The following is a 24,800-nucleotide window of genomic DNA, read 5'->3' on the forward strand; positions in this document are numbered from 1 at the left end:
AGTAAAATTTACTTAAGCTTATAATAAATAATACAGAAGTTTAAGTGAATGATTTTAAAATAAACTTTTAAACCTAGATGAATTTGTAACAAAGGAATACTATATACATATATAGAAATAAGTAAAGGATTTAACTATATTTGTAGGGGGGCAAATTAAATGAAAAAAGGAAGATTAGATAAAGAAAAAATAAAAAAAGTTATTAAAGGTTGTGTTATGTTTCATAATATAATAAATATGAAAGAGTTTTTTTGGAAAAATGAAAAATATGTTCCAAATGGAAAAATAGAAGAAATTAATTTTCAAGAATTGATTGAGGCAGAAGCAAGGCTAGAAAGATTTGCACCATACATTAATAAAGTTTTTTGTGAAACTAATGAATTTAATGGAATTATAGAGTCAAGATTGGTAAATATAAATAAAATGAAAGTTTTTATGGAAAGTTATTATAAACAAATCATAATTGGAGATATATACTGCAAGTGTGATAATGAATTACCTATATCTGGATCTGTTAAAGCCAGAGGTGGAATATATGAAGTTTTAAAATATGCAGAAGATTTAGCTACTAAACATAATCTTATAAGTTCTCAAGAGGATTATTCTAAAATAGATAGTGAAGAATTTAAAAAATTTTATTCAGAATATAATATAATAGTTGCATCAACAGGTAATTTAGGACTAAGCATAGGTATAATATCTTCTAAATTAGGATTTAAAGTTGATGTTCATATGTCACATGATGCTAAAGCATGGAAAAAAGAGCTTTTGAAAGACTTGGGAGTAAATGTAATTGAACATGAAGGTGATTATAGTAAAGCTGTAGAACTTGCAAGAAAACAAGCTGATTTAAGCAAAAACGCACATTTTATTGATGATGAGAATTCTAAAGATTTATTTTTAGGATATGGTGTTGCAGCATTAAGGTTAGAAAAACAATTAAAACATAATAATATAATAATAGATGAAAAACACCTTTTAATAGTTTATTTGCCCTGTGGTGTAGGCGGAGCGCCAGGTGGTATAACATTTGGTCTTAAAAGTATTTTTGGTGAGAATGTTCATTGTTTTTGGGTAGAACCTACTCATGCACCTGCTATGATTTTGGGACTTATGACTGGGCAACATGAAAATATATCTGTAAAAAAATATGGGATAGATGGTAAAACTGATGCTGATGGATTAGCTGTAGGTAAGCCATCAGGGTTTGTTGGGAAATTACTTGAAAAATCAATAGCAGGAGGATACACATTAGAAGATAAGGAATTATATAGGCTGTTAGCTATAGCTTATAATGAGGAACATTTGAAGTTAGAGCCTTCAGCTACAGCATCTTTTATTGGTCCATTAAAATTAAGTAAAGAAAATTATATAAAAAAAGATGTTATTCCAACTCATATAGTATGGGCAACAGGTGGATCAATGGTTCCAAAGGATATATGGGAAGAATATTATGGAAAAGGATTAGACCTAGTAAAAAAGGATGAAATTATTTAAAATAAAATATAATTTTAATAGGCATATTTTTATAAAAATATGCCTATTAAAGTTATAGCAGATACTATTTGTATTATTCCTATGGATAGTCCGTATAATGAGACAGATTTTCCATGTTTTATAAGTTCTTTAAAATTAACTCTAAGTCCAATAGCTGCAAGTGCTATTATTTCAAGGTTATTACTTAAAATTTTAAAGGATTTTGAAAGAGAATTTGGTATAATGTTAAAACTAAATAGGGCGCAGGTAATAAAGAAGCCTATAACATACCACGGAATATTAAATTTTTTCTTTTTATGATTTATGTTGTTATTTGTAATAGTTTTTTTATTTTTAAGAGTTTCAAGGAATAATACAACTACAACTAGTAATATTATACGTACGATTTTAAATATAGAAGATAAATCTTTTACAGAGTCATTAACCATAGCACCACTGGCAACAACTTGTCCTACTGATTGAAGAATACCACCTATCATAGCAGAAGTTTTAAAAGTTTCATGATTGTATAAAAATCCTGATATTAAAGGTAAAGAAATCATTAAAATTACACCAGTTACATTTACTATAGCTATAGAAATTCCTTTTTCATCATCAGTTGCATTTATAGCAGGGGCTGTAGCTCCAATTGCAGAAGAACCGCAGACAGCATTTCCACTAGCCATTAAAAATCTGAAATTGTCGCTAAAACCTAATTTTTTACCAATTATAAGAGCTGCAAAAATAGTTACAGACATTTGGCATACTATAAATGCTATGCCGGAGAGTCCTAAATTTAGTATTGTAGAGACACTTAATGTACCACCTAAAAGCACTATTGAATAAGCTAATAAATCTGTTTCTGCAAATTTATATCCTTTTTGCAAACTTTTCTTATGTAAACAAGTGTTTCCTAAAGCCATGCCTAGAAAAATAGATATTGAAGATGCTCCAAGTTTAGGTAAAAATTTTGATAAAGATATACTTATATAAGCCACTATTATAGAAATAAAAAGTCCAGGAAAAATTTCAAAACTTTTGCTTATAAAATTATTAAGTTTTTTATTCATTATAACAATCCTTTCTATGTAAAAAGTATTTTATTTAACTTGTTTATTAGTGATTTGAAACTATAAAAAAAGTATAATACTGAAAAAACCATAAGTAAAATAAATATATATCATGATAATCATTAAAAAAAATAATGATTATATATTCAAATTTTTATCCAATACTATATAATAATGTATAGGAAGCATTTTTTAGTGATAAAAAAATATTATTGTTAGGATGTAGATAAATTATGTTAGAAGAATTAAAAACATTTATAGCAGTTGTTGAATATGAAAATTTTACAAAGGCAGGGGAAAGTATAAATCTATCACAGCCAAGTGTTAGTGTACATATTAAAAATTTAGAAGCTTATTTTAATACAGAACTTATTACTAGATCGGTAAAGAAAAAAACTATAGCAATTACTGAAAGTGGAGTTTTGCTTTATAAAAGAGCAAAAGAAATTTTAAAACTTTTAGAAAATACTAAGGATGAATTAAAAAATGTATCTAACACAATAAAAGGACATTTAAAAATAGGCGCAAGTCTTACTATAGGAGAATATTTTTTACCAGGTTTTCTAAGTGAATTTTCTAAAGAATATCCGGATGTTGAGATAGAGTTGCTTATTGAAAATACCACTAACATATGTGATAAGATAAAGAATTTAAAAATAGATATTGGACTTATAGAAGGGGTTGCGCCGTCCTTTGATTTTAATCAAAATTATTTTTTAGAAGATAGAATGGTACTTATGCTGCCTTATAATGATCCAATGGTTTCAAAAGAGTTTTCTTACACTTTACTTAAAAATAGAAGATGGATTGCTAGAGAAAATGGATCTGGAACTAGGGAATATTTGAATATGTTTTTAACAACTAAGGAAATTGTACCCAAATCAATGATGGTACTTGGGAGTAATTATTCAGTTAAAGAAGCTGTTAAAAACAATTTAGGAATAACTCTTATATCAAATTATGTAGCTGAAGAAGGAGTGAAAAATAAAGAATTGTCTGTAATAGAATTAAAGGAAAATTATAAAAGACATTTTTCTTATATAACACCAAAAGATATAATGAGTTCTAAGGCTACTGATGTTTTTATAAAAAAACTTGTAGATTATTCATCTACTATAAATTGTTTTAAATAAATAGTAAGAAAAACATATTAGTGGATTTATCCACTAATATGTTAAAAAATAAATTTTAAGTGTTTTGCAACTTTGATTGTTAAAAAAAATTCAAACTACATTGAAGTTATAATTAAAAACTTTAATCTAAAAGCTTTAATGTTGCAAAAATTGCGAAAAAATGTTAAAGTATTCACATTTTATTATAAAAGTTGTACAATATGTTTAATGAATTTAATGTTAAAATATTAACGATTTTATAAATGAAACTTGATATAAAATTAATATATTTAGGTTTTAGGTTTAAGGAGAGATTAAAATGTCAATCAAATCAAGAAAAGTTGCAATTGTTGGGACTGGATTAGTAGGTTCTAGTTGTGCTTATGCATTAGTTAATCAAGGTGTATGTGAAGAAATAATAATGATAGATATTAATAAGGATAGAGCTAAAAGTGAGGCATTAGATTTAATGCATTCTGTAGAATACATGTCTTTAAGAACTAAAGTTAGAGTTGGTAGTTATGAAGATTGTAATGATGTAGATGCAGTTGTAATAACTGCAGGACCACCTCCACAACCAGGGCAAACAAGATTAGACACTTTAGAAGTCAGTGCTAAAATATGTAATTCAATAGTAAAGCCGATTATGAAATCAGGATTCAATGGATTCTTTATATTAGCGTCAAATCCAGTTGATGTAATATCATATCACGTATTGAAATTATCAGGACTTCCTAAAAATAAAGTAATAGGAACAGGAACGGCGCTAGATACAGCTAGATTAAAATCAATAATATCAGAAAAACTAGGTGGTATAGATACAAGGTCAATACAAGCATTTGCTATGGGAGAACATGGAGATTCTCAAATGGTTCCATGGTCTTGTGTAACTGTAGCAGGAGAATCCTTTTTAAAATTAATTAGTAATTACGATAAGTTTCAAGAGGATGATCTAGATAATATGGTAGAAGAAACTGCTAAAGCTGGTTGGGAAATAATAAATGGTAAGGGAAGTACTTATTACGGCATAGGAGCTACTGTTGTTGGAGTTCTTAAAGCTATATTTCATGATGAGAAAAAAGTGATTCCAGTTTCTGCTTTATTAGAAGGAGAATATGAACAAAACAATGTATATATGGGGGTTCCTAGTATATTAGGTAAGAATGGAATAGAAAAAATAATTGAATTAGATCTAAAAGAAAATGAAAAATATAAATTTAATAATTCAGCCACTATTTTAAAAGAATACATATCTAAATTAGGTTATTAAAAAAAGACTATATGAAAAATTTATATAAATTTTTCATATAGTCTTTTTCATTAATCAAAAATTTGGATAATGTTTACTAAAAGATAGTCAATATTAAACAATATAGTGTATAATGTATTTAAGGGGTGAGTTAAATGAATAAAATAAAAGATGTTTATGGAAAACAGTCGGAATATTCTATACAAGAAATTATGAGTAAGTATAGCAATTCTAATGTTAATTCTGAAAAGCCTATGGCATGGAATGGGTTTAAGGAATTTATAGTAATTAAAAAGATTAGAGAAAATAATGATGTGATTTCATTTTATTTTAAACCAAAAGATAAAAGTAAGCTTTTGAAACATAAGCCAGGGCAATTTTTTACTATAAAATTGAATAGTGAAGATGAAAAGTATAAAGATGAGATAAGAACTTATAGTTTATCAATGATGCCAAATGAAGAGTTTTATAGAATAAGCGTAAAGAAAGTGCCTAGTGGACTTATAAGTAATTATTTGCATGACAAAGTGGAAGTAGGTGATATTATTTATGGGATGGTTCCTATGGGATTGTTTACAATAAATGAAAATAATAAAGAAAAACCACTTATATTAATATCAGGAGGAATAGGAATAACTCCACTTATATCTATGCTTTATGAAGAGGTAAAAATAAGAAAACAAATATTCTTTGTTCAGGCTATACAAAATTCTGATGTTGAAACCTTTAAAGATGAAATGAAAGAAATTATGAAAAGTAGAGATAATGTAAGGAATATAGTTTTTTATAGCAATCCTAAGGATGATGATAGTTTAGGCAAAGATTATGACTTTAAAGGGAGAGTAGATTACAATTGGATTAAAAACAATCTACCGTTAAATGGTGATTTTTATTTTTGTGGACCACCTCCATTTATGAAAGGAATTTATAGAGCATTAAAAGAATTAGGTGTTAAAGAAGAATATATTAATTTTGAATTTTTTGGACCTAAACAAGATATGCTTGACTAAAGGAAAAAATATTCTTATAACAAAAAGTCTACTTAATAGTAGACTTTTTGTTATAAGAATATTTAAGGACATTTTAATTTTAAAAATTCAAATTTATAATAAATAACTAGTAACTATTTGAAAATATTATAACAATAGAAAAAAATGGTTAAGTATAATAATATGATACATAGAAGTAGAAAAATAAAAATATGAAAAATTTTATTTATTATATATAAAATATGGGGGAAAAAGGATGAATAATTTACCAAGTATTTTTGAAGAATTTAGTGAAGCAAGAAAAAATGGATTTATAAAGGTTAAGAATTTTAAAGAAAGTGGAAAAAATGTAGTAGGTGTATTTTGTACATATACTCCATACGAGGTTATATATGCATCAGGGGCTATTCCAGTAGGACTTTGTGGTATGAGTGATGAACCAATACCAGATGCAGAAAAACATCTTCCTAAAAATTTATGTCCACTTATAAAATCAAGCTATGGATTTGCCTTAACAGAAAAATGTCCATATACATATTTTTCAGATTTATTAGTTGGAGAAACTACTTGTGATGGAAAAAAGAAAATGTATGAATATTTAGGTAAAATAAAACCTATGCATGTAATGCATTTGCCACAAGCTCAGGACAGAGAACATGCACTTAAGGTGTGGAAAAATGAAATAGAATACTTAAAAGAGTGCTTAGAAAAACAGTTTAATGTAAAAATTACAGATGAAAAATTAAGAGAAGCTATAAAAATAAAAAATGAAGAGAGAAAATTACTTCAAGAATTTTATTCATTATCAAAGTTAACTCCACCACCAATAGGAGGACTTCAAATGTATAAGGTTCTAGAAGGAACTGGATTTAGTTTTGATAAAATAGAACAAAATAATAATATGAGAAAAATGATTGATGATATAAAAGAAGAATATAATAAAAATGGAAGTAAAATATCAAAAAATGCAAAAAGAATCTTAATTACAGGATGCCCTATTGGAGGAGCTATAGAAAAAGTTGTAGGAACTGTGGAAGAAAATGGTGGGGTAGTTGTATGTTTTGAAAATTGTGGTGGAGTAAAAGAAAAAGCTCAGCTTGTAGATGAAAATAAAGAGCCAATTGAAGCTATTGCAGAAAAATATTTAAAAATACCATGCTCTGTAATGTCAAATAATGATGGTAGATTAGAACTTTTAGATGAGCTTATAGATGAGTATAAAGTAGATGGTGTTATAGACGTTACACTGCAAGCTTGTCATACTTATAATGTAGAATCAATGAAAGTAAAGAACTTTGTCAAAAATGAAAAAAATGTACAATATATGAGCTTAGAAACTGATTACTCTAAAACAGATTTAGGTCAAATAAAAACAAGAATAGCAGCATTTATTGAAATGCTTTAGTAAATTTATAGATTGATAATAACTAAAGTGAAAGTTTTGAAAAGGAGTAAAAGATGTATTATATAGGAATAGATATAGGATCAACAGCAGCTAAAGTTGCAGTTTTTGAGGAAGACAAGCTTATAGATACATTGTTAATGAAAACTGGATGGAATAGTAAAGAAACTGCAAGAGAAATAGAGGAAATACTAAATTCAAAAGGTATAACAAAAGAAAAAAGAAAAGTTGTAGCAACTGGATATGGTAGAGTTTCTGTACCATATTCAAATAAAGAGATTACTGAAATTACATGTCATGGAAAAGGTGCTGCATACTTAATGGGTGATAAAGCAATAGTTATAGATATAGGTGGACAAGATACCAAAGTTATATCAATAGAAGAAGGTATGATTACTAATTTCCTTATGAATGATAAGTGTTCAGCAGGTACAGGAAGATTTATAGAAATAATGGCAAATATTTTAGGTTTAGGTATAAAGGAATTATGTAATTTTGCTGAAAATGGTAGTGGTGTAACTATAAGTTCTATGTGTACAGTGTTTGCTGAATCAGAAGTTATAAGTTTAATTGGCAGTGGTGAAAAAAAAGAAAATATAGCGTTTGCAGTTATAGACTCTGTAGTTAACAAAGTCTCATCACTTTGTAATAAATTTGGAGATGGGGAACAATATTATTTAACAGGTGGTCTTAGTAATTGTCCTTATGTAGTTAAAAGCTTAGGTGAAAAGCTTGGGAAAGATTTAAAAACTCATACTCTTGCACATCATGCAGGAGCAATCGGGGCGGCACTTTTGGCCAAAAATATTAAATAGTTATAATGAATTATTATATTTAGGTTGTTAGTAAAAAAAACTTTCAACTGAAGTTCTAGGAAATTAATTTTCTATAGGACTAAAATTTCTATTTCTTATTATATAAATTGAAAGAAATGCTTTAAAGTGATTTACTCGTCATTTTAAGGCATTTCTTTTGCTATTATTAAATATTATATTTGTATTGAAAAATTTCTAATTGAAAAATAACTAGAAAATTTGTATGATATATAAGACTTATCGTTTACAAATGTTTTGCATACTAATATATGTGCAGCATAAAAAATATATTAGAAATACTATTTTACATTAAAATTAGATAACATAGGAGGAAGTTATGAAAAAGAAAGTTATAATTGATTGTGATCCAGGAATAGATGATTTTTTAGCATTATTGTTAGCTTTAAATTCAGAAGAATTAGAAGTCTTAGGTATAACTATAGTAGGTGGAAATGTAGATTTGAATACTTGTGGAGAAAATGCATTAAAGGCACTAGAACTTACTAATTCTCTTCATATACCTGTTTACTTAGGGAATGACAAGCCACTTTGTAAAAAGTTAGAAAAAGCAGAAAATGTACATGGAGCTGATGGGTTAGGCAATACTAATCTACCAAAAGTTAAAAATGGAGTGTTAAATTATGGTGCAGAAGATTTTATAATAGAAACTTTACATAATAATGAAGAAGTATCTATTATAGCATTAGCACCACTTACTAATATAGCTAAAGCTATAATGAAAGATAAGAGTGCATTTGAAAATTTAAATGAATTTGTTTCTATGGGTGGAACTTTTAAAGAATGTGGAAATTGTACTCCAGTTTCTGAATTTAATTATTATGTTGATCCCCATGCTGCCGATTATGTGTTAAAAAACATAGGTAAAAAAGTACATATTATTGGATTAGATGTTACTAACAAAACAGTTTTGACTCCAAACATGGTTGAATTTATCAGAATGATTGATGGAAAGTTATCAAAAGTAGTTTCTGAAATAACAAAATTTTATGGAGAATTTTATTGGAAGTTTGATAAGATACTAGGTTCAGTTATAAATGATCCATTAGCGGTAGGATATTTTATAGATAAAAATATATGTAAGGGCTTTTCTTCTTACACAGAAATTTGCAAAGATGGTATTGCAGAGGGTATGTGTATAGTAGATAAAAATAATTTATGGCAAAAGGAACACAATTCTATAATACTTACAGAGGTAGATGCACAGAAATTTTTGAAAAAATTTATAAGATTATTATTAAAAGATAAAAAAGAAGAAGTGGAAAAATATATAGAGTTATTGTTTTAGAAACTTTGAAGTTAACTAATAAATAGGAAAATTTAGAAAATTTAATCTATTCTCAAAAATTCAAAATTTATAGAAATGCATTATCTTATAATATAAAATAATAATTAGGAACTATTAATAAAATTAAAGGTATGGTGATAAATTATGTGTTTAGGGTGTAGATTGGCTAATAATGAATTAGGAGTTTACAAAGTTTATGAAAACAACTTTTTTTCTGTAATTCTTGATAAAGCTCCATTTAATGAAGGACATTTATTAATTTTACCTAAAAGGCATGTTAAGGAAATTTATGATTTAACTTTAGAAGAATTAAACAACCTTTCTGATGTTTTAAGAAGTATGAGTAAACTATTACAAGAAACTTTTAATCCAGATGGTATAACTATAATTCAAAATGGTGGAATTTTTAATGATTTATACCACTTACATGTAAATGTAATTCCTAGATACGAAAATGATGGATTCAATTATGGAGATCCAGAAAATAAGTATTGTGCAAATTTAATTTTAAATAAGACTCAAAATAAATTGATAGAAAAAATTAAAAAATTAAAAATATAAACATTTATTATAAAAAGCAAGTCTAAAATATTAGACTTGCTTTTTTTGTGAAGTTGAAATAAATATATATAATAAATGTTAAAATTATGATAATTTATGAAAACATGTAAAATAACTAATTATAAGGCGGTAGAATATATACCAATATAAAATGATTAATAAATTACTAAAATACAATTATTCATAAAAGTAAATAATGACTCAAAATTGAATAAAAAAATAAAAAAAAATTCATTTTATACACAATAAATCTGTCAAAAAAATATAAAGTGTAACATTTTACGAAGAAAAATGAAAAATATACTGTACTTTTTACGAAAAAGTGTTATACTAATAACTGTCAGAAGAAAATATAAAAAATTACAAATAAAAAAACAAATATATTAAAAATTAATAAAGTTAGTGTTAATAAATAAAAAGAGTACATATAATTTACGAGGTGTAAATTAATTAAATATAAAATTATTTGGGGGAATATTAATGAGTATTAACTTAGAAAATTTAAAAATTAAAACATCAGAGAATATATATAGAAATTTAGCAGTATCACAGTTAGTTGAGTTTGCACTTGAAAATGGAGAAGGTAAACTTTCACAAAGTGGAGCTATTGTTGTTGAAACAGGAAAATATACAGGAAGATCGCCTAAAGACAGATTTATAGTTTGTCAAGAAAGTATAAAATCATTAGTTAACTGGAATGATACTAATCTTTCAATAGATGAAGAAACTTTCAATAAACTTTACAATAAAGTTATTAATTATTTAGAAGATAAAAATCTGTATGTATTTGATGGATATGTAGGAGCAGATGAAAAATATAAAATGGATATAACAGTTGTAGCTGAATATGCATCTCAAGCTCTTTTTGCAACTCAGTTATTTAGAAGACCTACAAAAGAACAATTAGATAAGCATAATACAGAATTTACAGTAATAGCAGCACCAGGATTTAAAGCTAGTGGTAAAGAAGATGGTATAAATTCAGAAGCTTTTGTTTTAGTAAATTTTGAAAAGAAAATTATATTAATAGGGGGAACTCAATACTCAGGAGAAATTAAAAAATCAATATTCTCAGTAATGAATTTCTTATTACCTCAAAAAGGTGTATTTCCAATGCATTGCTCTGCTAATATAGGAGAAGATGGAGACACAGCAGTGTTCTTTGGTCTTTCAGGTACAGGAAAAACAACATTGTCAGCAGTTCCAGATAGAAAGTTAATTGGTGATGACGAACATGGTTGGTCTGATGATGGTGTATTCAATTTTGAAGGTGGATGCTATGCAAAAACTATAAGATTAGATGCGGAAAAAGAAGCTCAAATATATAATGCTTTAAAATTTGGAGCAGTTTTAGAAAATGTAATTTTAGATGAAAAAAGGAATCCTGATTTTGATGATGAAAAGTTAACAGAGAATACTAGAGGAGCATATCCAGTAGAGTATATAGATAATGCTGAATTAAGTGGAAAAGGTCAAAACCCAAGTACTGTAATATTCTTAACTGCAGATGCATTTGGTGTTATACCACCAATATCAAAACTAACAAAAGAAGCTGCAATGTATCACTTTATGTCAGGATATACTAGTAAACTAGCAGGGACAGAAAGAGGAATAACAAGTCCAAAAGCAACTTTTTCAGCATGCTTTGGGGAGCCATTTATGTTAATGAATCCTGAAGTATATGCTAAACTATTAGGCGAAAAAATAATTAAGCATAATACAGAAGTTTACTTAGTTAACACTGGATGGTCTGGTGGACAATACGGTGTTGGAAAAAGAATGAACTTAAAATATACAAGAGCAATGGTAAGGGCTGCTTTAAATGGAGAGCTTAGAAATGCTGAATTTGAAGAACACGAGACATTTAAAGTTTTAGTTCCAAAAGATATAAAAAATGTGCCAAGTGAAATTTTAAATCCTAAAAATACTTGGGAAGATAAAAATAATTATGATATAAAGGCAAAAGAGTTAGCTGGAAAATTCCATGATAATTTTAAAAAATTTGAAAATGTGAGTAAGGACATATTAAATGCCGGTCCTGAATATAAATAAATTCATATACAATTGTTACCAAACAAAAGGATTATTTTAACTTTCAAAAAGGTTGTACAAAACTTAATTTTTGTACAACCTTTTTTCTTTTAATATTTTTAAAATATAAAAAAAAATTATAATAACTATTAATAAATTAAAATTAAAGGCGATAAAAATACTAAGAAATATTTTAGGAGGACTTAAAATGAGTAAGGGCCCAAAAAAAAGTAAAATAATAGGTTTGTTAATGATAGTTATATGTGTTGGAATATTTATTATATTTAATAAAAATAAACTATCCTATTATGATTATAAATACAATGTTAAAATAACAAATTATAATAATATATATGAAGGCAATAATATAAAATTTTACTATATGGATGGAGAAAATGATTATCAAAAAAATATGAAAAAAGAATATAAATTTGATGATATAGTAAAAAAATCAGGAAATGATATAGAAAAAGCTTTCGCTATAATAAATTGGATCAAAGAAAAAGCTGAATTTAATATTAGTGCTATGAAGAATGGAGATACAACAAAAGAAATATTAGAAAAATTGACAACTACTAAATCACTGTCTGATGACGGATATTCTATAATTTTAGAGGAGTCCTTATCTTCTTTAGGAACATATGTAAGAAAAGGTTCATTAGCTACTAAAAATCATATAAAACCTAAGCCTAAGCAAGGGTTTAAAGTAATTGAAGTATGGAGTAATGTACATGGAAAATGGGTAATGATAGATGGTGGTAACGGTTGTTATATGACACTAAACGATATTCCATTAAGTGCTGTTGAAATTATAGAAAATGGGTTAGAAAATGTAAACATTGTTGGCTTAAATTCAGAAAAAGAAGTAAGACAATATAAAAAGGATATGGCAAAATATTTTAATACTTATACCATTGCCATAGATAATAATAAGTTTACATCACCTAAAAGTAACTCTTTTGTAACATTTGTTAAAAATGGTGAGGATATTCAAATTGAAAATCAAAGTGGATATATAAGTCCAACTTTATTTGTAACTAAACCAGATTTGTTTAATTTAAATCCACAAATAATTAATGGCGATAAAAATCAAGATGAGATTCCTACACTAATAATATCTAAGAAGGATAAAAAAGAGGATACGGATGGATCAATTAAGTTTACGGTTGGAGTATTTAATGATAGCGTCATGATGAAAAAATACTATATAAGTTTAAATGATGGAACTTATTCAGAGGTAAATGATTATTATGATTTATCAATTTTAGATGGAAAAACTAAAATATCTCTTTCAATAGATGGAAAAAAACCTATAAGGGAAATATATTTTGAGAGGAAATAAAAATAGGAAGCAATTAAATGCTTCCTATTTTGTCTTAAAATATTTCTTTGCACAAATAGTAATAGGTTTGAAATTTTGATATAATATTAATTATGGTGTTAATTATAAAATGATTTTTATAAAACACTAATTGGGGAAATTTTATATTTATCAAGGAGGAAAAAGATTTGGAATTAAATTTGATATTAATACTTAAGGCAGTAATTATTGCCATAGTAGAAGGAATTACTGAATTTATACCAGTTTCATCTACAGGTCATATGATTATTGTTGGAGATTTAATAAATTTTAAAGGAAATTTTGCTAACATATTTTCTATAGTAATACAACTTGGTGCTATACTTGCAATAGTTGTATTATATTGGGATAAATTATTTGGTTCAGTTAAAGAATTATTTAGTGCTATGGGAACTATATTTGGTAATATTAGCAGAAAAGGAAAAGTAAAAAATTTAAATTATAAACAAAGAAATAGTATAAAGTTTTGGAAGAATATTATTATAGCAACTATACCTGCAATGATATTAGGTTTATTATTTGATGATTTAATAGATAAATATTTATTTAATTCGCTTACAGTGGCTATAGGATTATTTGTTGGAGGGTTTTTACTATTATTAACAGAAAAACCATTAAAAAAGAAACAAAAGACTATGGATATAGATGGGATAAATTCGGCACAAGCATTAAAAGTAGGTGTATTTCAATGTTTAGCAATGTGGCCAGGCATGTCTAGATCTTCATCCACTATAATTGGAGGATGGTTTGGGGGAATTTCTACTGTAGCAGCAACGGAGTTTTCTTTTTTCTTAGCTATACCAGTTATGATTGGTGCTTCAGGGTTAAAGATATTTAAAAACTTAAATGGAATAACTAGTGGAGAGTGGCTAGTATTAGCTATTGGGTTTATAGTAGCATTTATAGTAGCACTAATAGTAGTAGATAAATTTGTTAATTACTTAAAAAAGAAACCAATGAAAACTTTCGCTATATATAGAATATTTGTTTCTATAATATTATTTGTATTAATTTTTGCAAATGTAATAAGTTTATAATATTGATTAAAAGAGCATCTTTTTTATATTTATTTCAAAGATGCTCTTTTAATATTTGGTTTTAAAATACATAACTTTAGATTACTTTAAAAATATATTTATTTTTATATGGATTTAAATGCATATTAAACTTTATTTACTAAAATTTTATTACGAGATTATAAAAGTAAGTACAACAGAACCCTATATATTATAAATATATTATAAAATTATCTTATTAAGATTTTTCTTTTTTTATTTTTATAGAGTTTTTATCACAAATTAAGGTTATAGAACCGTTTAAATCTGTTCGATAAACCTTAATATTTTTATCTAATAAATTGTTTAAAAGTTTTTTATTAGGGTGACCATAATCATTTCCTAAGCCACAGGAAATGATAGCAATATCAGGATCAACTTTATCTAAAAAAGGTTCAATAGAAGAGGTTTTACTTCCGTGATGTCCAATTTTTAAAATGTTGGATTGTATATCTAAATTTAAAAGTTGATTTTCAATTTCTTTTTCAGCATCTCCAGTAAATAAAAAATTATAATTTTTAAAATTTAATTTAAAAACTAAAGAATAATTATTTAAATTATCGTAACAATCTTTTGTAGGAGAAAGTAATTCTAGTTTAATGTTTTCATTTAATTTCATTGTTTTTGGAGCAACAAGAGGAGTGATTTTAATGTTCTTTGTATTTAATTCTTTTATTAGATTTTTAAAAACAGGGGTATTAGCTGTAATCTTAGGAGAAAATATTTTATCTGTTTTCATATTTTTTAATATATAAGTAATACCACCTATGTGGTCATCATGAGGATGAGTTAGAAAAACATAGTTTAAAGTATGTACATTTTGTTTTTTTAAATAATTTAATAATTTAGGAGAAGTATCCTCAGTGCCACTATCTATTAAAATGTTTAAATTTTCATTTTGTATTAATATACTTTCACCTTGTCCAACATCAATATAATGCACAATCAATTCCTTATCATATCTATTTTTAGGTATAAATAAAAACAAAAAAGATACAATACAGATAAAAATAATAACATGATTTCTAGAAATATATTTTTTCAAATAACATCACCTCTATTATATAGTGATATTAAAAAGTTTATCCAAAAGATAATAAATTAAACAAAAGCAATAAAAACATGTTTATATATAGACTTTTTTTTTATAATATTGGTATAATAAAAAATAGGGCTTAGTTAGAAAAGGTATAATTTATGTAAATTTTAAAGAGTAGGTGATATAAATGAGAAAGTTTTGGTTTTTGTTACAAACTGTAATATATACAGCATTTTCAGCTATTTTTATTCCTAAAGCTGAAAAATTAAAGAAAAAATCAAAAAAGGAATATAAAGACTATACAAATATTAAAGGAAAGGAATGGTCTAAATTCCTTTTAAAAGCAACTGGGCTTAATATAATAGTAAAAGGTAAAGAAAATGATATAGAAGGTCCGTGTTTATATGTATCTAATCACCAAAGTATAGTGGATATACCATTAATATTTTCAGTGATAGAAAAACCATTAGGAGCTGTTGCTAAAAAAGAATTGGAAAAAATACCGGTATTATCATATTGGTGTAAAGCAATAGGATGTGTATTTTTAGATAGAGAAAATCCTAGAGAAGGTATAAAAGCTATACAAAAGGGAACTGAAAATTTAAAGAATGGGCAGTCTATGCTTATATTTCCAGAAGGAACAAGAAGTAAAAATGGACAAATAGGTGAATTTAAAAAAGGCAGTCTTAGAATGGCAATAAAGTCAGGTATGCCAATTGTACCAGTTACAGTAAAGGGTACTTATAAGATTTATGAAGGATACAAAGATGCTAAAAAAGAAGATAAGGATTGTATTTGTGTAATCCATGAACCTATATATACAAAAGGTTTATCGAAAGATGAGTTAAATGATTTAGTAGAAAAATGTCAGGATATTATAGATAATACTTTAAAAAAACTATAAAAAACTATAAAAAAAGCAACTTTAAAGTTAATTTTATTTTAAAGTTGCTTTTTAGTTTAAATATTAATAATTATAGATTTTAATCTACTCATAGATTCTATGCTATACTTTATTCCTTGTGTTCCCATACCAGAGGATTTTACACCAGAGAAAGGAAAGTGGTCTGGTCCCCTTTCTGTTTTACTATTAATTTGAACTGTACCAACATCCAATTTATTTGCAATGTCAAAAGCATCATTTATATTCTTGGTAAATATAGAAGATTGAAGTCCATATTGTGATTTATTTGCTATAGATATAGCTTCTTCTTTAGAAGCTACTCTTATTATAGGAAGAACAGGACCAAAAGGTTCTTCCCAAGCTATATCCATATCTAATGATATGTTATCTAATAATGTAGGATGCACTATATTACCAGATCTTTTATATCCAGTAATTAAATTAGCACCTTTATCTAAAGCATCTTTTATTAAATTCATAACAAAGTCACAGGAACTACTATCAATTAATGGAGTTATATCACAACTATCTTCAGGTAATCCGACTTTAAGTTGTTTTAATTCATTTAACAGAGCATTAACTAAATTATCAGCTATATCTTCAATTACTAACACTCTTTTTATAGCAGTACACCTTTGGCCAGAATAACTGAATGCTCCGCTAATGATTTCTTTAGCTGTTTTTTCAATATCTGCATCTTTTAAAACTATTGCAGCATCTTTGCCACCTAATTCCATCATAAGTGGAACCATATTAGAGATACTTGCTATATGAGTGCCTACTTTTGTTGAACCAGTGAAATTTATAAAATTTACATTTTTATGAGATACGAGATAATCACCAATTGATGATGATTTTCCAGTAATAGTATTCAGAACACCATGTGGAAGGCCAGCCATCATAAAAGCCTTTGATAAATATAATGCACTTATAGAACCTTGGGTGGGTGGTTTTAATAAAACACTATTACCTGCCATTAATGCAGGAGCTATTTTAGACGCTGATAAATTTATAGGATAATTAAAAGGAGATATGGCTAAAACTACACCTAATGGAACACGAGTTGTAAGACATAATTTATTTCTTGAAAAGCCTGGAAAACTATCTGATTGAATAAATTCTCCATACAAATTTCTTCCAGTATCAGCTGTATATCTAATAAAATCAGCAGTACGTTTTACTTCAGAAATAGATGATTTTTTATCCTTTGCAATTTCTAACATTAAAATTTCAGAAATTTCATCTATATTATCTTCAAGAATTTTAGCAGTTTTATATAATATATCAGCTCGAGAGTCTATAGAAGTTAATTCCCAATGTTTTTGACTAAATTTTGAGTTTTCTAAAAAATTATCAACATCATGATTTGACATTGCGGGAACCTTTCCTATTAATTCTCCATTTGTTGGAGAAAATATGTCTATAGTATTGTCACATATAATCCATTTACCATCATATAAGTTATGATAAATATTATCTTTTTTTATAGAGTTAATCAAAATTTATCACCTCTTTATAAATTACTTTTATTTAATGCCTATAATCAAGTCTTAGTATTAGCATTTATTAAAAAATTTATAAAGAGAAATTTAAAAAAATTAGTTGATAGTGTTACAGTAAATTATTATTGATATAATCTTCAATAATATTCATTTTTTTTTCTAGGTTAAAGAGTTTATCCTTATTATTTTTGATAGAATCATTTAATTTATACTCTTCTAACTTTACTTCTTTTAAAGTAATATTCAATTTATTATTTTTTTCTATTCTTTTTTTTATAGATGGTTCATACATTTTTTTAATAGTATTTTGTTTATTAAAATAAAATAATAGTTTATCATAATAAGTAACTAAAAAAATATTTATTTTTTTAAATGTAACTATAAAAAAATCTACTAATATATTTAACAATTTTTCTAATTCTTCCATTTAAAAATCACCTCAAGAATATTGTATATATGTTAGTAGAAGAAAGGCAAGATAAAAATATGTTTAATAGTAAAAAATACATAAAAAAAGTAAATAAATATATGAATAAGTTAGATGATGAAAATTTGAATGTGAAAGAAAATATAGAGATTGTTAAAAAAAATATAGATTTAAAAAAACAATATTTAAAAAAAATAGAAAAAGAAGTAGCAGATACAGAACTTAAGTATAAGAAAATAAAAAAAATGTTGACTGAAAAAGGAATTACATTTTTTTTAGAAGGCTATTTAAATTTAGAACAATGGGATAATTTATTTTTTGAAAAAAGCGGAGAAGCATATAATATTATAGATAAAAATAAAAACACTATAAAAAGTCTAGATATAGAAATAAGCAAAATAATTGAGGAATTATTAAATGAAAATGTTACTTATAGCATATTGGTTATAAGAAGAAGTGGCAATACTTTAGTGGCACAAATTAGATTTACTCGATAATTTTAGAAATAGATTTGTTTAATTCTGAAATATTAATTTCTTCTTTTGAAAAAAGTGCAGATACACAAGTAACATATTGAGAAGAGGACTCCTTACTCCATTGAATTTCAATATTAAGTAATGATTTTAATATATCTGAAACATCAAACCCTAGTGCTTCTAAAGAGTATTTTAGGTTATTTTCATTTAAACATTTTAATCCATATTCCTTTTGACATACTTTGCAAAATAAGCATCTTCCTGAGAAAATAGCTAAAGATGATTTAAAATCTTTTTCTAAGTTAAGGAGAAGCTTGTCTAAATGTAAACGTGCACTATAATATAGTGTTTTAAAAATTTTATCAAAGTCATCTTTATATTCAGTTACTTCTGGTATAAATTCTTTTATAAAATTAAAATCATCTTCTATATTGTTTTGTGCAGTTATATTAATTCTATATGCGATTATATAGGCAAATTTGTATTTATTTATGTAATCAATAGTGTTAAAGTTGAAAGTTGGACAAGACCAAACTTTATTAAATTTTTCGCATTTTTTACAATAATTATTAATTGTTTCAGGTTTATAATAATTTAAAAGTTCCGTAATAGTTACTTTTTTAATATTAAAGTTTTCTTTTAACATATTCATATAAATTTTAATAGGAAAGTATTTTTAAAAAATAACATTCCTTAACCCCCTTATTTTTAAGATTTAATAAAAATAAAAGTGAATATGATATATTAAAGTTTAATATTGTATCATATTCACTAACATAGAGATATTAAATATCTCTATGTGAATCGTTTGTTTTAGCAAAGAATGAAATCGCATATAAACCGCATAATCCAACTAAACCATAAATTATTCTGCTAAAACCACTTATTGATCCAAAGGCACTGGAGCCAGCAAATAATGCAGCTACTAAATCAAAACGAAATAATCCTACTAGTCCCCAGTTTACGGCACCAATTATAACTAATATAAGAGCTATTGTGTCTAATACTTTCATTAATAGTCACTCCTTTTATTTATTATTTAAATCTTATTATTTCCTGAAAATATTAATTTATTCAGAAAAATGTATATAATAATAAAATAAAAAGGAATGTAAAAATATCTATATTAAATTTTTATAGTGTTATAGGAAGACAAGATTTAATTTATTCAATAGTTTTAAAAATTAACTTGGAATCCTATAGATAAATTTTAACATAAATTATAAAGATTAAAAATAAAAATATGTTATAAAACTTGTTACTTTCTTAATAAGACTATATAATTGTAGTATTGAAATCATTATAGATATTGAAAGAGGGAGAATGAAATGGCAATAGTAACTATGATATTAGAAATAATACTTTTTTCAATTATTTCTTTAATTGCATACAGTGCTTTAAGAGTATATGTATTTTCAAAAATTAAAATTAATAAGTGGGTAGTTTTAATTATAGCACTAGCTGTATTTTTAATTCCTAATTTTTTATGGCCAACAATGCCTGTTATTGTTAACAAATATATAATACCAACAATATTTGTAATATTATTTTTATGGTTTATGGATCTTTGTGGATTTTTAAAAGGATTTGATAATGTAAAAACAGATAATAATAGTAACTATAAAAAATACAATAAAAGCAATAATAGTGTTATAAAACCAAAAGCAAAGCCGAATAGAGTAAAAAATAAGAAATAGCAAAAACAAGACCTTTTGATTTTAAAATCAAAAGGTTTTATTTTTTTATAGTTTAGATATAAAAGTAATTTTATTACATATACTTGTATAAAATGTTAATTTAAATATATAATAATTATCAATAAAATAAGGAGTGATAATTTGAAAACTCTTTTAGTATTTCATTCATGTAACGGTTTATTAAAAGAAGTTTCACATAGGATAAAGGATGAGTTGAATTGTGAGGTTATAGAATTACAAAATATAGAGCCTGATTTGAAAAACAATAATAAGTATATTAAATTTTTTCAGGATGTATTATTAGTTAAAAAGTTAAATGGAGAATTTAAGGAATATGAGTGTTTAATATTGCTTCTTCCTAGTTGGTTTTATAAATCTTACTTTGGTATAAAAAGAAGTAGCTTTGGCAATATTTTAAATGGAAAAAAAGTTATTTTAATTACATTAGGTGCTAATGAAAATTTGTGTTTTGATAAAGAAAGTGTATTTTTAGGATGCAATATAATAGGAGAAAAGTATATAAATACAAAGGACATAAAAACAGAAAATTTTTATATTAGTTTAGTAAATTGGATAAAAAGTATATGTAAATAGTATAATGTGAAAATACAGAGATTTAATATACTCTGTATTTTTATATTTTAGTATACTAAACTAATTTATTAATTATTATTGTAAATTTATCTCAATGTGATACAATTTAAATAAGTTTAATATTGAGAGTTAATGTAAAATAATATAAAAACATTAAGATTAAATAATAGAATTAAAATGATTATTATTGATTAAAAATCTACAAAAAGGAGAGTTAAAAATGAGCTTTTATGTATACAATACAATGACAAGAAAAAAAGACGAATTTATTCCTGTAGTTCCAGGAAAAGTTGGTATGTATACTTGTGGACCAACAGTTTATAATTATGCCCATATAGGAAATTTAAGAACATATATATTTGAAGATGTACTTAAAAAATCTTTAGAATATGCTGGTTATAAAGTTAAACATGTAATGAATGTAACAGATGTAGGGCATCTTCAGTCAGATGGTGATGAAGGCGAAGATAAAATGGCCCTTGGTGCTTCAAGAGAAAAGAAAACAGTTTGGGAAATAGCAAAATTCTATGAAGAAGCATTTTTAGATGATTGTAAAAAATTAAATGTTAAGAGACCTAATGTGGTTTGTAGAGCAACTGAACATATAAAAGAGATGATAAATTTTATTGAAGTTTTGGAAGAAAAAGGGTATACATATCAATCTAATGGGAATGTATATTTTGAAATAGATAAATTTAAGGACTATACAAAACTTGCAAATTTAAGCATTGAAGAATTAGAAGCAGGAAGTAGAATAGAAGTAGATCCTAATAAGAAGAATCCTCTTGATTTTGTGCTTTGGTTTACGAATTCTAAGTTTAAAAATCAAATAATGCAATGGGAATCTCCATGGGGTAGAGGATTTCCAGGTTGGCACTTAGAATGCTCAACAATGTCAATGAAATATTTAGGAGATAGTATAGATATACATTGTGGAGGTATTGATCATATACCAGTACATCATACTAATGAAATTGCTCAATCAGAAGCTTATAGTGGAAAAAAATGGGTCAACTATTGGATGCACGGTGAATTTTTAGTATTAGATGGTGGTAAAATGTCTAAATCAACTGGAGACTTTTTAACGGTAAAAAGATTAGAAGAAGAAGGGTTTTCACCATTAGATTATAGATATTTTTGTTTACAATCAAGATATAGAAAACAATTAATATTTAGTTTTGAAAATTTAGATGCAGCTAGAAAGTCTTTTAAAGCACTTAAAAAGAGAATTGCTACAATATTAGAAAATGTTTGTGAAAATGATAATTTTAATAATGAAAATATAAATAATTATAATGAAAAGTTTAAAAAACAAATAAGTGATGATTTAAATATTCCAAATGCATTTACTGTGCTTTTAGATGTTTTAAAAGATGAAAATTTAACAAATTTAGAAAAGAAATTTTTAATAGAAGATTTTGATAAAGTATTATCTTTAGAATTAACATCTGTAGAAAAAGATTTATCAAATATAGATGTTGAATCTATAGAAAATCTTATAAAAGAAAGAAATGAAGCTAGAAGTTCTAAAAATTATGCTAGAGCAGATGAAATAAGAGATCAATTGCTTAAAATGAATATAGAAATATTAGACAGTAAAGAAGGAACAACTTGGAGATTAAAATAAAAAAGATACCTTAAAATGATAAATCATTTTAAGGTGTTTTTTTTATGACAAAAATTTAAAAGTCTTATAAAAATAAGGTATTAAAAGAAATATAAAAACCATAAAGTGTCAATAATTATGATGTATTGTAATAAAAAAATATAGATAGGTTACAGAATAATTGAGATTTTACTGGAATAAAATGGTAAGATGTACTTAAGTTGATGTGCAAATAAAAATAATCTATATAAATTTCTAATATATGATTATTGTGTATGGAGGTAAGAGTATGTTTAAAAAGTATTTTAAAAATTACAAAGTTGTATTGTTAATATGTATTTTGTTTACTTTTATTGTTTGTATGAAATTGAATTTAAATGTTGAAGCTATAGAAGCGTCTAATATTGTAATAATAGAAGATAACGAAATTTTTACTACAGGAAAAGTAGATTACAATATAAGAATTCCTAAAATTTCAGGACTGCAAGATAAAAATTTAGAATACAATATAAATGAAATGATAAAAAATGACATAACTTCTATAAAAAAAGATATAGAGGACTTAAGCGTTAATGATCACGAATATGCTAATTTAAATAATTATGACTTGAAAAATTATAGATGTAAAGTAGATTATGACATAAAAACAGGAAAAGAAATAATTAGCATAGTACTTAATATATATAAGTTTACTGGTGGTGATTATGAAATAAAAGAAAAAAAATCATATAATATTGATTTAAAAAAAGATAAGTTATTATCTTTAAAAGATTTAGTAAGAGATGAGGAATGTAGAAGATTAAAAACACAATTAAGAAAAGAAATTCGTAAAAGTAAAGATAAGTATTATATAGAAAAAATTAATTCAAATGAAAATTTTAATTTTTATTGTGAGGGAAAAAATGTGGTTATATATTTTAATATGAATGATATAGGTCCATACACTTTAGGTATACCACAATTTAAAATACCTTTAAAAAATATATAATAATATATGTGTGACAATAAACAAATGAAGTAATTAGTAAACAATTAACTAAAATCAAGTAATACTTGGTTATGGGTTATTATAATATATTAGATTTTATTATAAAGTTTAATAGTATAAAGAGTAAAAAAATCATAATTAGTTTATATTTAAGTAGTATTCAAAATATTATCTCAAAAAATAACAAAAAATAAGGAGTAAACATCTTATTATAGTATAAGATGTTTACTCCTTATTTTGAATTTAAAATAAAAAATCCTTTATGGGGTTATACTAATGTAAGTGTAATTTCAATATAATTTTAAAACAGTTAAAAATATATTGAAAAAATATACCAAATAAAATTAAAAAACTATTGACATATAAAAAACAAAATGATACCATAAAAAAGCAGTCTAGAAATGACATAAAAAAACATATTTTGTTCTTTGAAAATTGCACAGTGATAAAAGACATTGTTAGACCTTTAAATAAAGATATAACAATTTCGTCAAGACAATAAAAACCTTAAAATAGAAACTATTTTATGCGAATTTTTGTATAAATGACAATGAAAAAGTTGGCAAAAACGAACAATGCTAGGAACCAACCGAATGAGAAACGGAGCTTACTAAGGTAAGTGAGTATCGGAATGAGGAAAGTTGACGAAGTAGTGTGAAGTTTATGACAAGCTTTAGAAAAGTTTTTAGAAACAAGTAATGTTAGAAAACGACTGAGTGAGAAGCGGAGTTTACTTATGTAAATGAGCATCGGAACGAAGAAAGTTGACAACGCAGTACAAAGTTTATAAGAATGTTTGAAAAGTTGGCAGAAACAAGTAGTACTAGGAAACAAAGGAACGAGGAACGGAGCTTACTTATGTAAGTGAGTACCACAGTAACTGAAGTTGACGACGTAATACGAAGTTTATGACAATCTTTTAGGTCAAGCTACAAAGGGCGCAGGGTGAATGCCTTGGCACTAGGAGCCGAAGAAGGACGTGATAAGCTGCGATAAGCTTTGGGTAGGCGCAAATAGCCTGTGATCCAGAGATTTCCGAATGGGGAAACCTACTTAATTATATTAAGTACCATATGCTGAATACATAGGTATATGGGGGTAAACCCGGGGAACTGAAACATCTAAGTACCCGGAGGAAGAG

Annotated in this window: 23 protein-coding genes and 1 rRNA gene; 18 read left to right on the top strand and 6 right to left on the bottom strand. The window is 25.6% G+C overall.

The features are described 5' to 3' along the window. The first annotated feature begins 159 nt into the window (after positions 1 to 159). Positions 160 to 1,497 (top strand): D-serine ammonia-lyase, encoded by a 1,338-nt coding sequence (locus tag KQI36_RS11985; RefSeq protein ID WP_216451075.1) that lies wholly within the window; start codon positions 160 to 162, stop codon positions 1,495 to 1,497. A 29-nt stretch (positions 1,498 to 1,526) separates the two neighbouring features. On the opposite strand, the gene KQI36_RS11990 is transcribed toward KQI36_RS11985, so the two are convergent. Beyond that, entirely contained in the window at positions 1,527 to 2,546 is a 1,020-nt protein-coding gene (locus KQI36_RS11990; protein WP_216451076.1) for a YeiH family protein, read from the bottom strand. 233 nt (positions 2,547 to 2,779) lie between these two features. Between KQI36_RS11990 and KQI36_RS11995 the strand changes: the two genes are divergently transcribed. From KQI36_RS11995 to KQI36_RS12040, 10 genes are all read left to right on the top strand, one after another. Then, the gene (locus tag KQI36_RS11995) at positions 2,780 to 3,679 is read left to right on the top strand and encodes a LysR substrate-binding domain-containing protein (protein WP_216451077.1); all 900 of its coding nucleotides are present in this window, start codon (positions 2,780 to 2,782) and stop codon (positions 3,677 to 3,679) included. A 298-nt stretch (positions 3,680 to 3,977) separates the two neighbouring features. Next, entirely contained in the window at positions 3,978 to 4,928 is a 951-nt protein-coding gene (locus tag KQI36_RS12000) for an L-lactate dehydrogenase (protein WP_216451078.1), read from the top strand. Between the two features lie 134 nt (positions 4,929 to 5,062). Further along, entirely contained in the window at positions 5,063 to 5,917 is an 855-nt protein-coding gene (locus KQI36_RS12005; protein WP_216451079.1) for an FAD-binding oxidoreductase, read from the top strand. A 235-nt stretch (positions 5,918 to 6,152) separates the two neighbouring features. Beyond that, positions 6,153 to 7,301 (top strand): double-cubane-cluster-containing anaerobic reductase, encoded by a 1,149-nt coding sequence (locus tag KQI36_RS12010; protein WP_216451080.1) that lies wholly within the window; start codon positions 6,153 to 6,155, stop codon positions 7,299 to 7,301. 53 nt (positions 7,302 to 7,354) lie between these two features. Continuing rightward, complete coding sequence (locus KQI36_RS12015) at positions 7,355 to 8,113, top strand: acyl-CoA dehydratase activase (RefSeq protein WP_216451081.1); 759 nt, start codon at positions 7,355 to 7,357, stop codon at positions 8,111 to 8,113. A gap of 337 nt (positions 8,114 to 8,450) precedes the next feature. Next, on the top strand, positions 8,451 to 9,419 hold the full coding sequence (locus tag KQI36_RS12020) for a nucleoside hydrolase (protein ID WP_216451082.1): 969 nt from the start codon (positions 8,451 to 8,453) through the stop codon (positions 9,417 to 9,419). Positions 9,420 to 9,563: 144 nt separating this feature from the next. Further along, positions 9,564 to 9,980, top strand: coding sequence for an HIT family protein (locus KQI36_RS12025; protein WP_216451083.1), 417 nt, complete (start codon positions 9,564 to 9,566; stop codon positions 9,978 to 9,980). A gap of 480 nt (positions 9,981 to 10,460) precedes the next feature. Continuing rightward, on the top strand, positions 10,461 to 12,032 hold the full coding sequence (gene pckA, locus KQI36_RS12030) for a phosphoenolpyruvate carboxykinase (ATP) (protein ID WP_216451084.1): 1,572 nt from the start codon (positions 10,461 to 10,463) through the stop codon (positions 12,030 to 12,032). Positions 12,033 to 12,219: 187 nt separating this feature from the next. Beyond that, positions 12,220 to 13,353 (top strand): hypothetical protein, encoded by a 1,134-nt coding sequence (locus KQI36_RS12035; protein ID WP_216451085.1) that lies wholly within the window; start codon positions 12,220 to 12,222, stop codon positions 13,351 to 13,353. 167 nt (positions 13,354 to 13,520) lie between these two features. Continuing rightward, entirely contained in the window at positions 13,521 to 14,408 is an 888-nt protein-coding gene (locus KQI36_RS12040; protein WP_216451086.1) for an undecaprenyl-diphosphate phosphatase, read from the top strand. A gap of 217 nt (positions 14,409 to 14,625) precedes the next feature. Here KQI36_RS12040 and KQI36_RS12045 read toward each other — a convergent pair whose 3' ends face one another. After that, entirely contained in the window at positions 14,626 to 15,471 is an 846-nt protein-coding gene (locus KQI36_RS12045; protein ID WP_216451087.1) for a ComEC/Rec2 family competence protein, read from the bottom strand. Between the two features lie 181 nt (positions 15,472 to 15,652). Here KQI36_RS12045 and KQI36_RS12050 point away from each other — a divergent pair, with 181 nt between their 5' ends. Then, positions 15,653 to 16,369, top strand: a complete 717-nt coding sequence (locus KQI36_RS12050) for a lysophospholipid acyltransferase family protein (RefSeq protein ID WP_216451088.1) — start codon at positions 15,653 to 15,655, stop codon at positions 16,367 to 16,369. Positions 16,370 to 16,425: 56 nt separating this feature from the next. Here KQI36_RS12050 and KQI36_RS12055 read toward each other — a convergent pair whose 3' ends face one another. Both KQI36_RS12055 and KQI36_RS12060 read right to left on the bottom strand, forming a co-directional pair. Further along, a complete protein-coding gene (locus KQI36_RS12055; protein WP_216451089.1) occupies positions 16,426 to 17,868 on the bottom strand; it encodes an NADP-dependent glyceraldehyde-3-phosphate dehydrogenase in 1,443 nt (480 codons plus the stop codon). Between the two features lie 112 nt (positions 17,869 to 17,980). Further along, the gene (locus tag KQI36_RS12060; RefSeq protein ID WP_216451090.1) at positions 17,981 to 18,298 is read right to left on the bottom strand and encodes a hypothetical protein; all 318 of its coding nucleotides are present in this window, start codon (positions 18,296 to 18,298) and stop codon (positions 17,981 to 17,983) included. 29 nt (positions 18,299 to 18,327) lie between these two features. Between KQI36_RS12060 and KQI36_RS12065 the strand changes: the two genes are divergently transcribed. Beyond that, positions 18,328 to 18,795: a hypothetical protein gene (locus KQI36_RS12065; RefSeq protein WP_216451091.1), complete on the top strand. Its 468-nt coding sequence runs from the start codon at positions 18,328 to 18,330 to the stop codon at positions 18,793 to 18,795. Here the strand turns inward: KQI36_RS12065 and KQI36_RS12070 are convergent. Then, positions 18,785 to 19,426, bottom strand: coding sequence for a DUF2284 domain-containing protein (locus KQI36_RS12070; protein WP_216451092.1), 642 nt, complete (start codon positions 19,424 to 19,426; stop codon positions 18,785 to 18,787). The genes KQI36_RS12065 and KQI36_RS12070 overlap by 11 nt on opposite strands. A 133-nt stretch (positions 19,427 to 19,559) precedes the next feature. Continuing rightward, positions 19,560 to 19,787 (bottom strand): DUF378 domain-containing protein, encoded by a 228-nt coding sequence (locus KQI36_RS12075; RefSeq protein WP_010298401.1) that lies wholly within the window; start codon positions 19,785 to 19,787, stop codon positions 19,560 to 19,562. A 315-nt stretch (positions 19,788 to 20,102) separates the two neighbouring features. Between KQI36_RS12075 and KQI36_RS12080 the strand changes: the two genes are divergently transcribed. The 5 genes from KQI36_RS12080 to KQI36_RS12100 form a co-directional block, all read left to right on the top strand. Then, complete coding sequence (locus KQI36_RS12080) at positions 20,103 to 20,471, top strand: hypothetical protein (RefSeq protein WP_216451093.1); 369 nt, start codon at positions 20,103 to 20,105, stop codon at positions 20,469 to 20,471. 141 nt (positions 20,472 to 20,612) lie between these two features. After that, the gene (locus tag KQI36_RS12085; RefSeq protein WP_216451094.1) at positions 20,613 to 21,065 is read left to right on the top strand and encodes a hypothetical protein; all 453 of its coding nucleotides are present in this window, start codon (positions 20,613 to 20,615) and stop codon (positions 21,063 to 21,065) included. 220 nt (positions 21,066 to 21,285) lie between these two features. After that, positions 21,286 to 22,692 (top strand): cysteine--tRNA ligase, encoded by a 1,407-nt coding sequence (gene cysS, locus KQI36_RS12090; RefSeq protein WP_216451095.1) that lies wholly within the window; start codon positions 21,286 to 21,288, stop codon positions 22,690 to 22,692. A 268-nt stretch (positions 22,693 to 22,960) separates the two neighbouring features. Continuing rightward, positions 22,961 to 23,659, top strand: coding sequence for a DUF3298 and DUF4163 domain-containing protein (locus KQI36_RS12095; RefSeq protein WP_216451096.1), 699 nt, complete (start codon positions 22,961 to 22,963; stop codon positions 23,657 to 23,659). A gap of 922 nt (positions 23,660 to 24,581) precedes the next feature. Next, positions 24,582 to 24,800 (top strand): 23S ribosomal RNA (locus tag KQI36_RS12100); the annotation flags it as partial.

This window comes from Clostridium senegalense, assembly GCF_018916625.1.
Classification (GTDB): Bacteria; Bacillota; Clostridia; order Clostridiales; family Clostridiaceae; genus Clostridium_J; species Clostridium_J senegalense.

Excerpts from the sequence above, each read along its gene's own strand:
- KQI36_RS11985 (WP_216451075.1), top strand. The coding sequence starts at position 160 with ATGAAAAAAGGAAGATTAGATAAAGAAAAAATAAAAAAAGTTATTAAA.
- KQI36_RS11990 (WP_216451076.1), bottom strand. The coding sequence starts at position 2,546 with ATGAATAAAAAACTTAATAATTTTATAAGCAAAAGTTTTGAAATTTTT.
- KQI36_RS11995 (WP_216451077.1), top strand. The coding sequence starts at position 2,780 with ATGTTAGAAGAATTAAAAACATTTATAGCAGTTGTTGAATATGAAAAT.
- KQI36_RS12000 (WP_216451078.1), top strand. The coding sequence starts at position 3,978 with ATGTCAATCAAATCAAGAAAAGTTGCAATTGTTGGGACTGGATTAGTA.
- KQI36_RS12005 (WP_216451079.1), top strand. The coding sequence starts at position 5,063 with ATGAATAAAATAAAAGATGTTTATGGAAAACAGTCGGAATATTCTATA.
- KQI36_RS12010 (WP_216451080.1), top strand. The coding sequence starts at position 6,153 with ATGAATAATTTACCAAGTATTTTTGAAGAATTTAGTGAAGCAAGAAAA.
- KQI36_RS12015 (WP_216451081.1), top strand. The coding sequence starts at position 7,355 with ATGTATTATATAGGAATAGATATAGGATCAACAGCAGCTAAAGTTGCA.
- KQI36_RS12020 (WP_216451082.1), top strand. The coding sequence starts at position 8,451 with ATGAAAAAGAAAGTTATAATTGATTGTGATCCAGGAATAGATGATTTT.
- KQI36_RS12025 (WP_216451083.1), top strand. The coding sequence starts at position 9,564 with ATGTGTTTAGGGTGTAGATTGGCTAATAATGAATTAGGAGTTTACAAA.
- pckA (WP_216451084.1), top strand. The coding sequence starts at position 10,461 with ATGAGTATTAACTTAGAAAATTTAAAAATTAAAACATCAGAGAATATA.
- KQI36_RS12035 (WP_216451085.1), top strand. The coding sequence starts at position 12,220 with ATGAGTAAGGGCCCAAAAAAAAGTAAAATAATAGGTTTGTTAATGATA.
- KQI36_RS12050 (WP_216451088.1), top strand. The coding sequence starts at position 15,653 with ATGAGAAAGTTTTGGTTTTTGTTACAAACTGTAATATATACAGCATTT.
- KQI36_RS12060 (WP_216451090.1), bottom strand. The coding sequence starts at position 18,298 with ATGGAAGAATTAGAAAAATTGTTAAATATATTAGTAGATTTTTTTATA.
- KQI36_RS12065 (WP_216451091.1), top strand. The coding sequence starts at position 18,328 with ATGTTAGTAGAAGAAAGGCAAGATAAAAATATGTTTAATAGTAAAAAA.
- KQI36_RS12070 (WP_216451092.1), bottom strand. The coding sequence starts at position 19,426 with ATGAATATGTTAAAAGAAAACTTTAATATTAAAAAAGTAACTATTACG.
- KQI36_RS12075 (WP_010298401.1), bottom strand. The coding sequence starts at position 19,787 with ATGAAAGTATTAGACACAATAGCTCTTATATTAGTTATAATTGGTGCC.
- KQI36_RS12080 (WP_216451093.1), top strand. The coding sequence starts at position 20,103 with ATGGCAATAGTAACTATGATATTAGAAATAATACTTTTTTCAATTATT.
- cysS (WP_216451095.1), top strand. The coding sequence starts at position 21,286 with ATGAGCTTTTATGTATACAATACAATGACAAGAAAAAAAGACGAATTT.
- KQI36_RS12095 (WP_216451096.1), top strand. The coding sequence starts at position 22,961 with ATGTTTAAAAAGTATTTTAAAAATTACAAAGTTGTATTGTTAATATGT.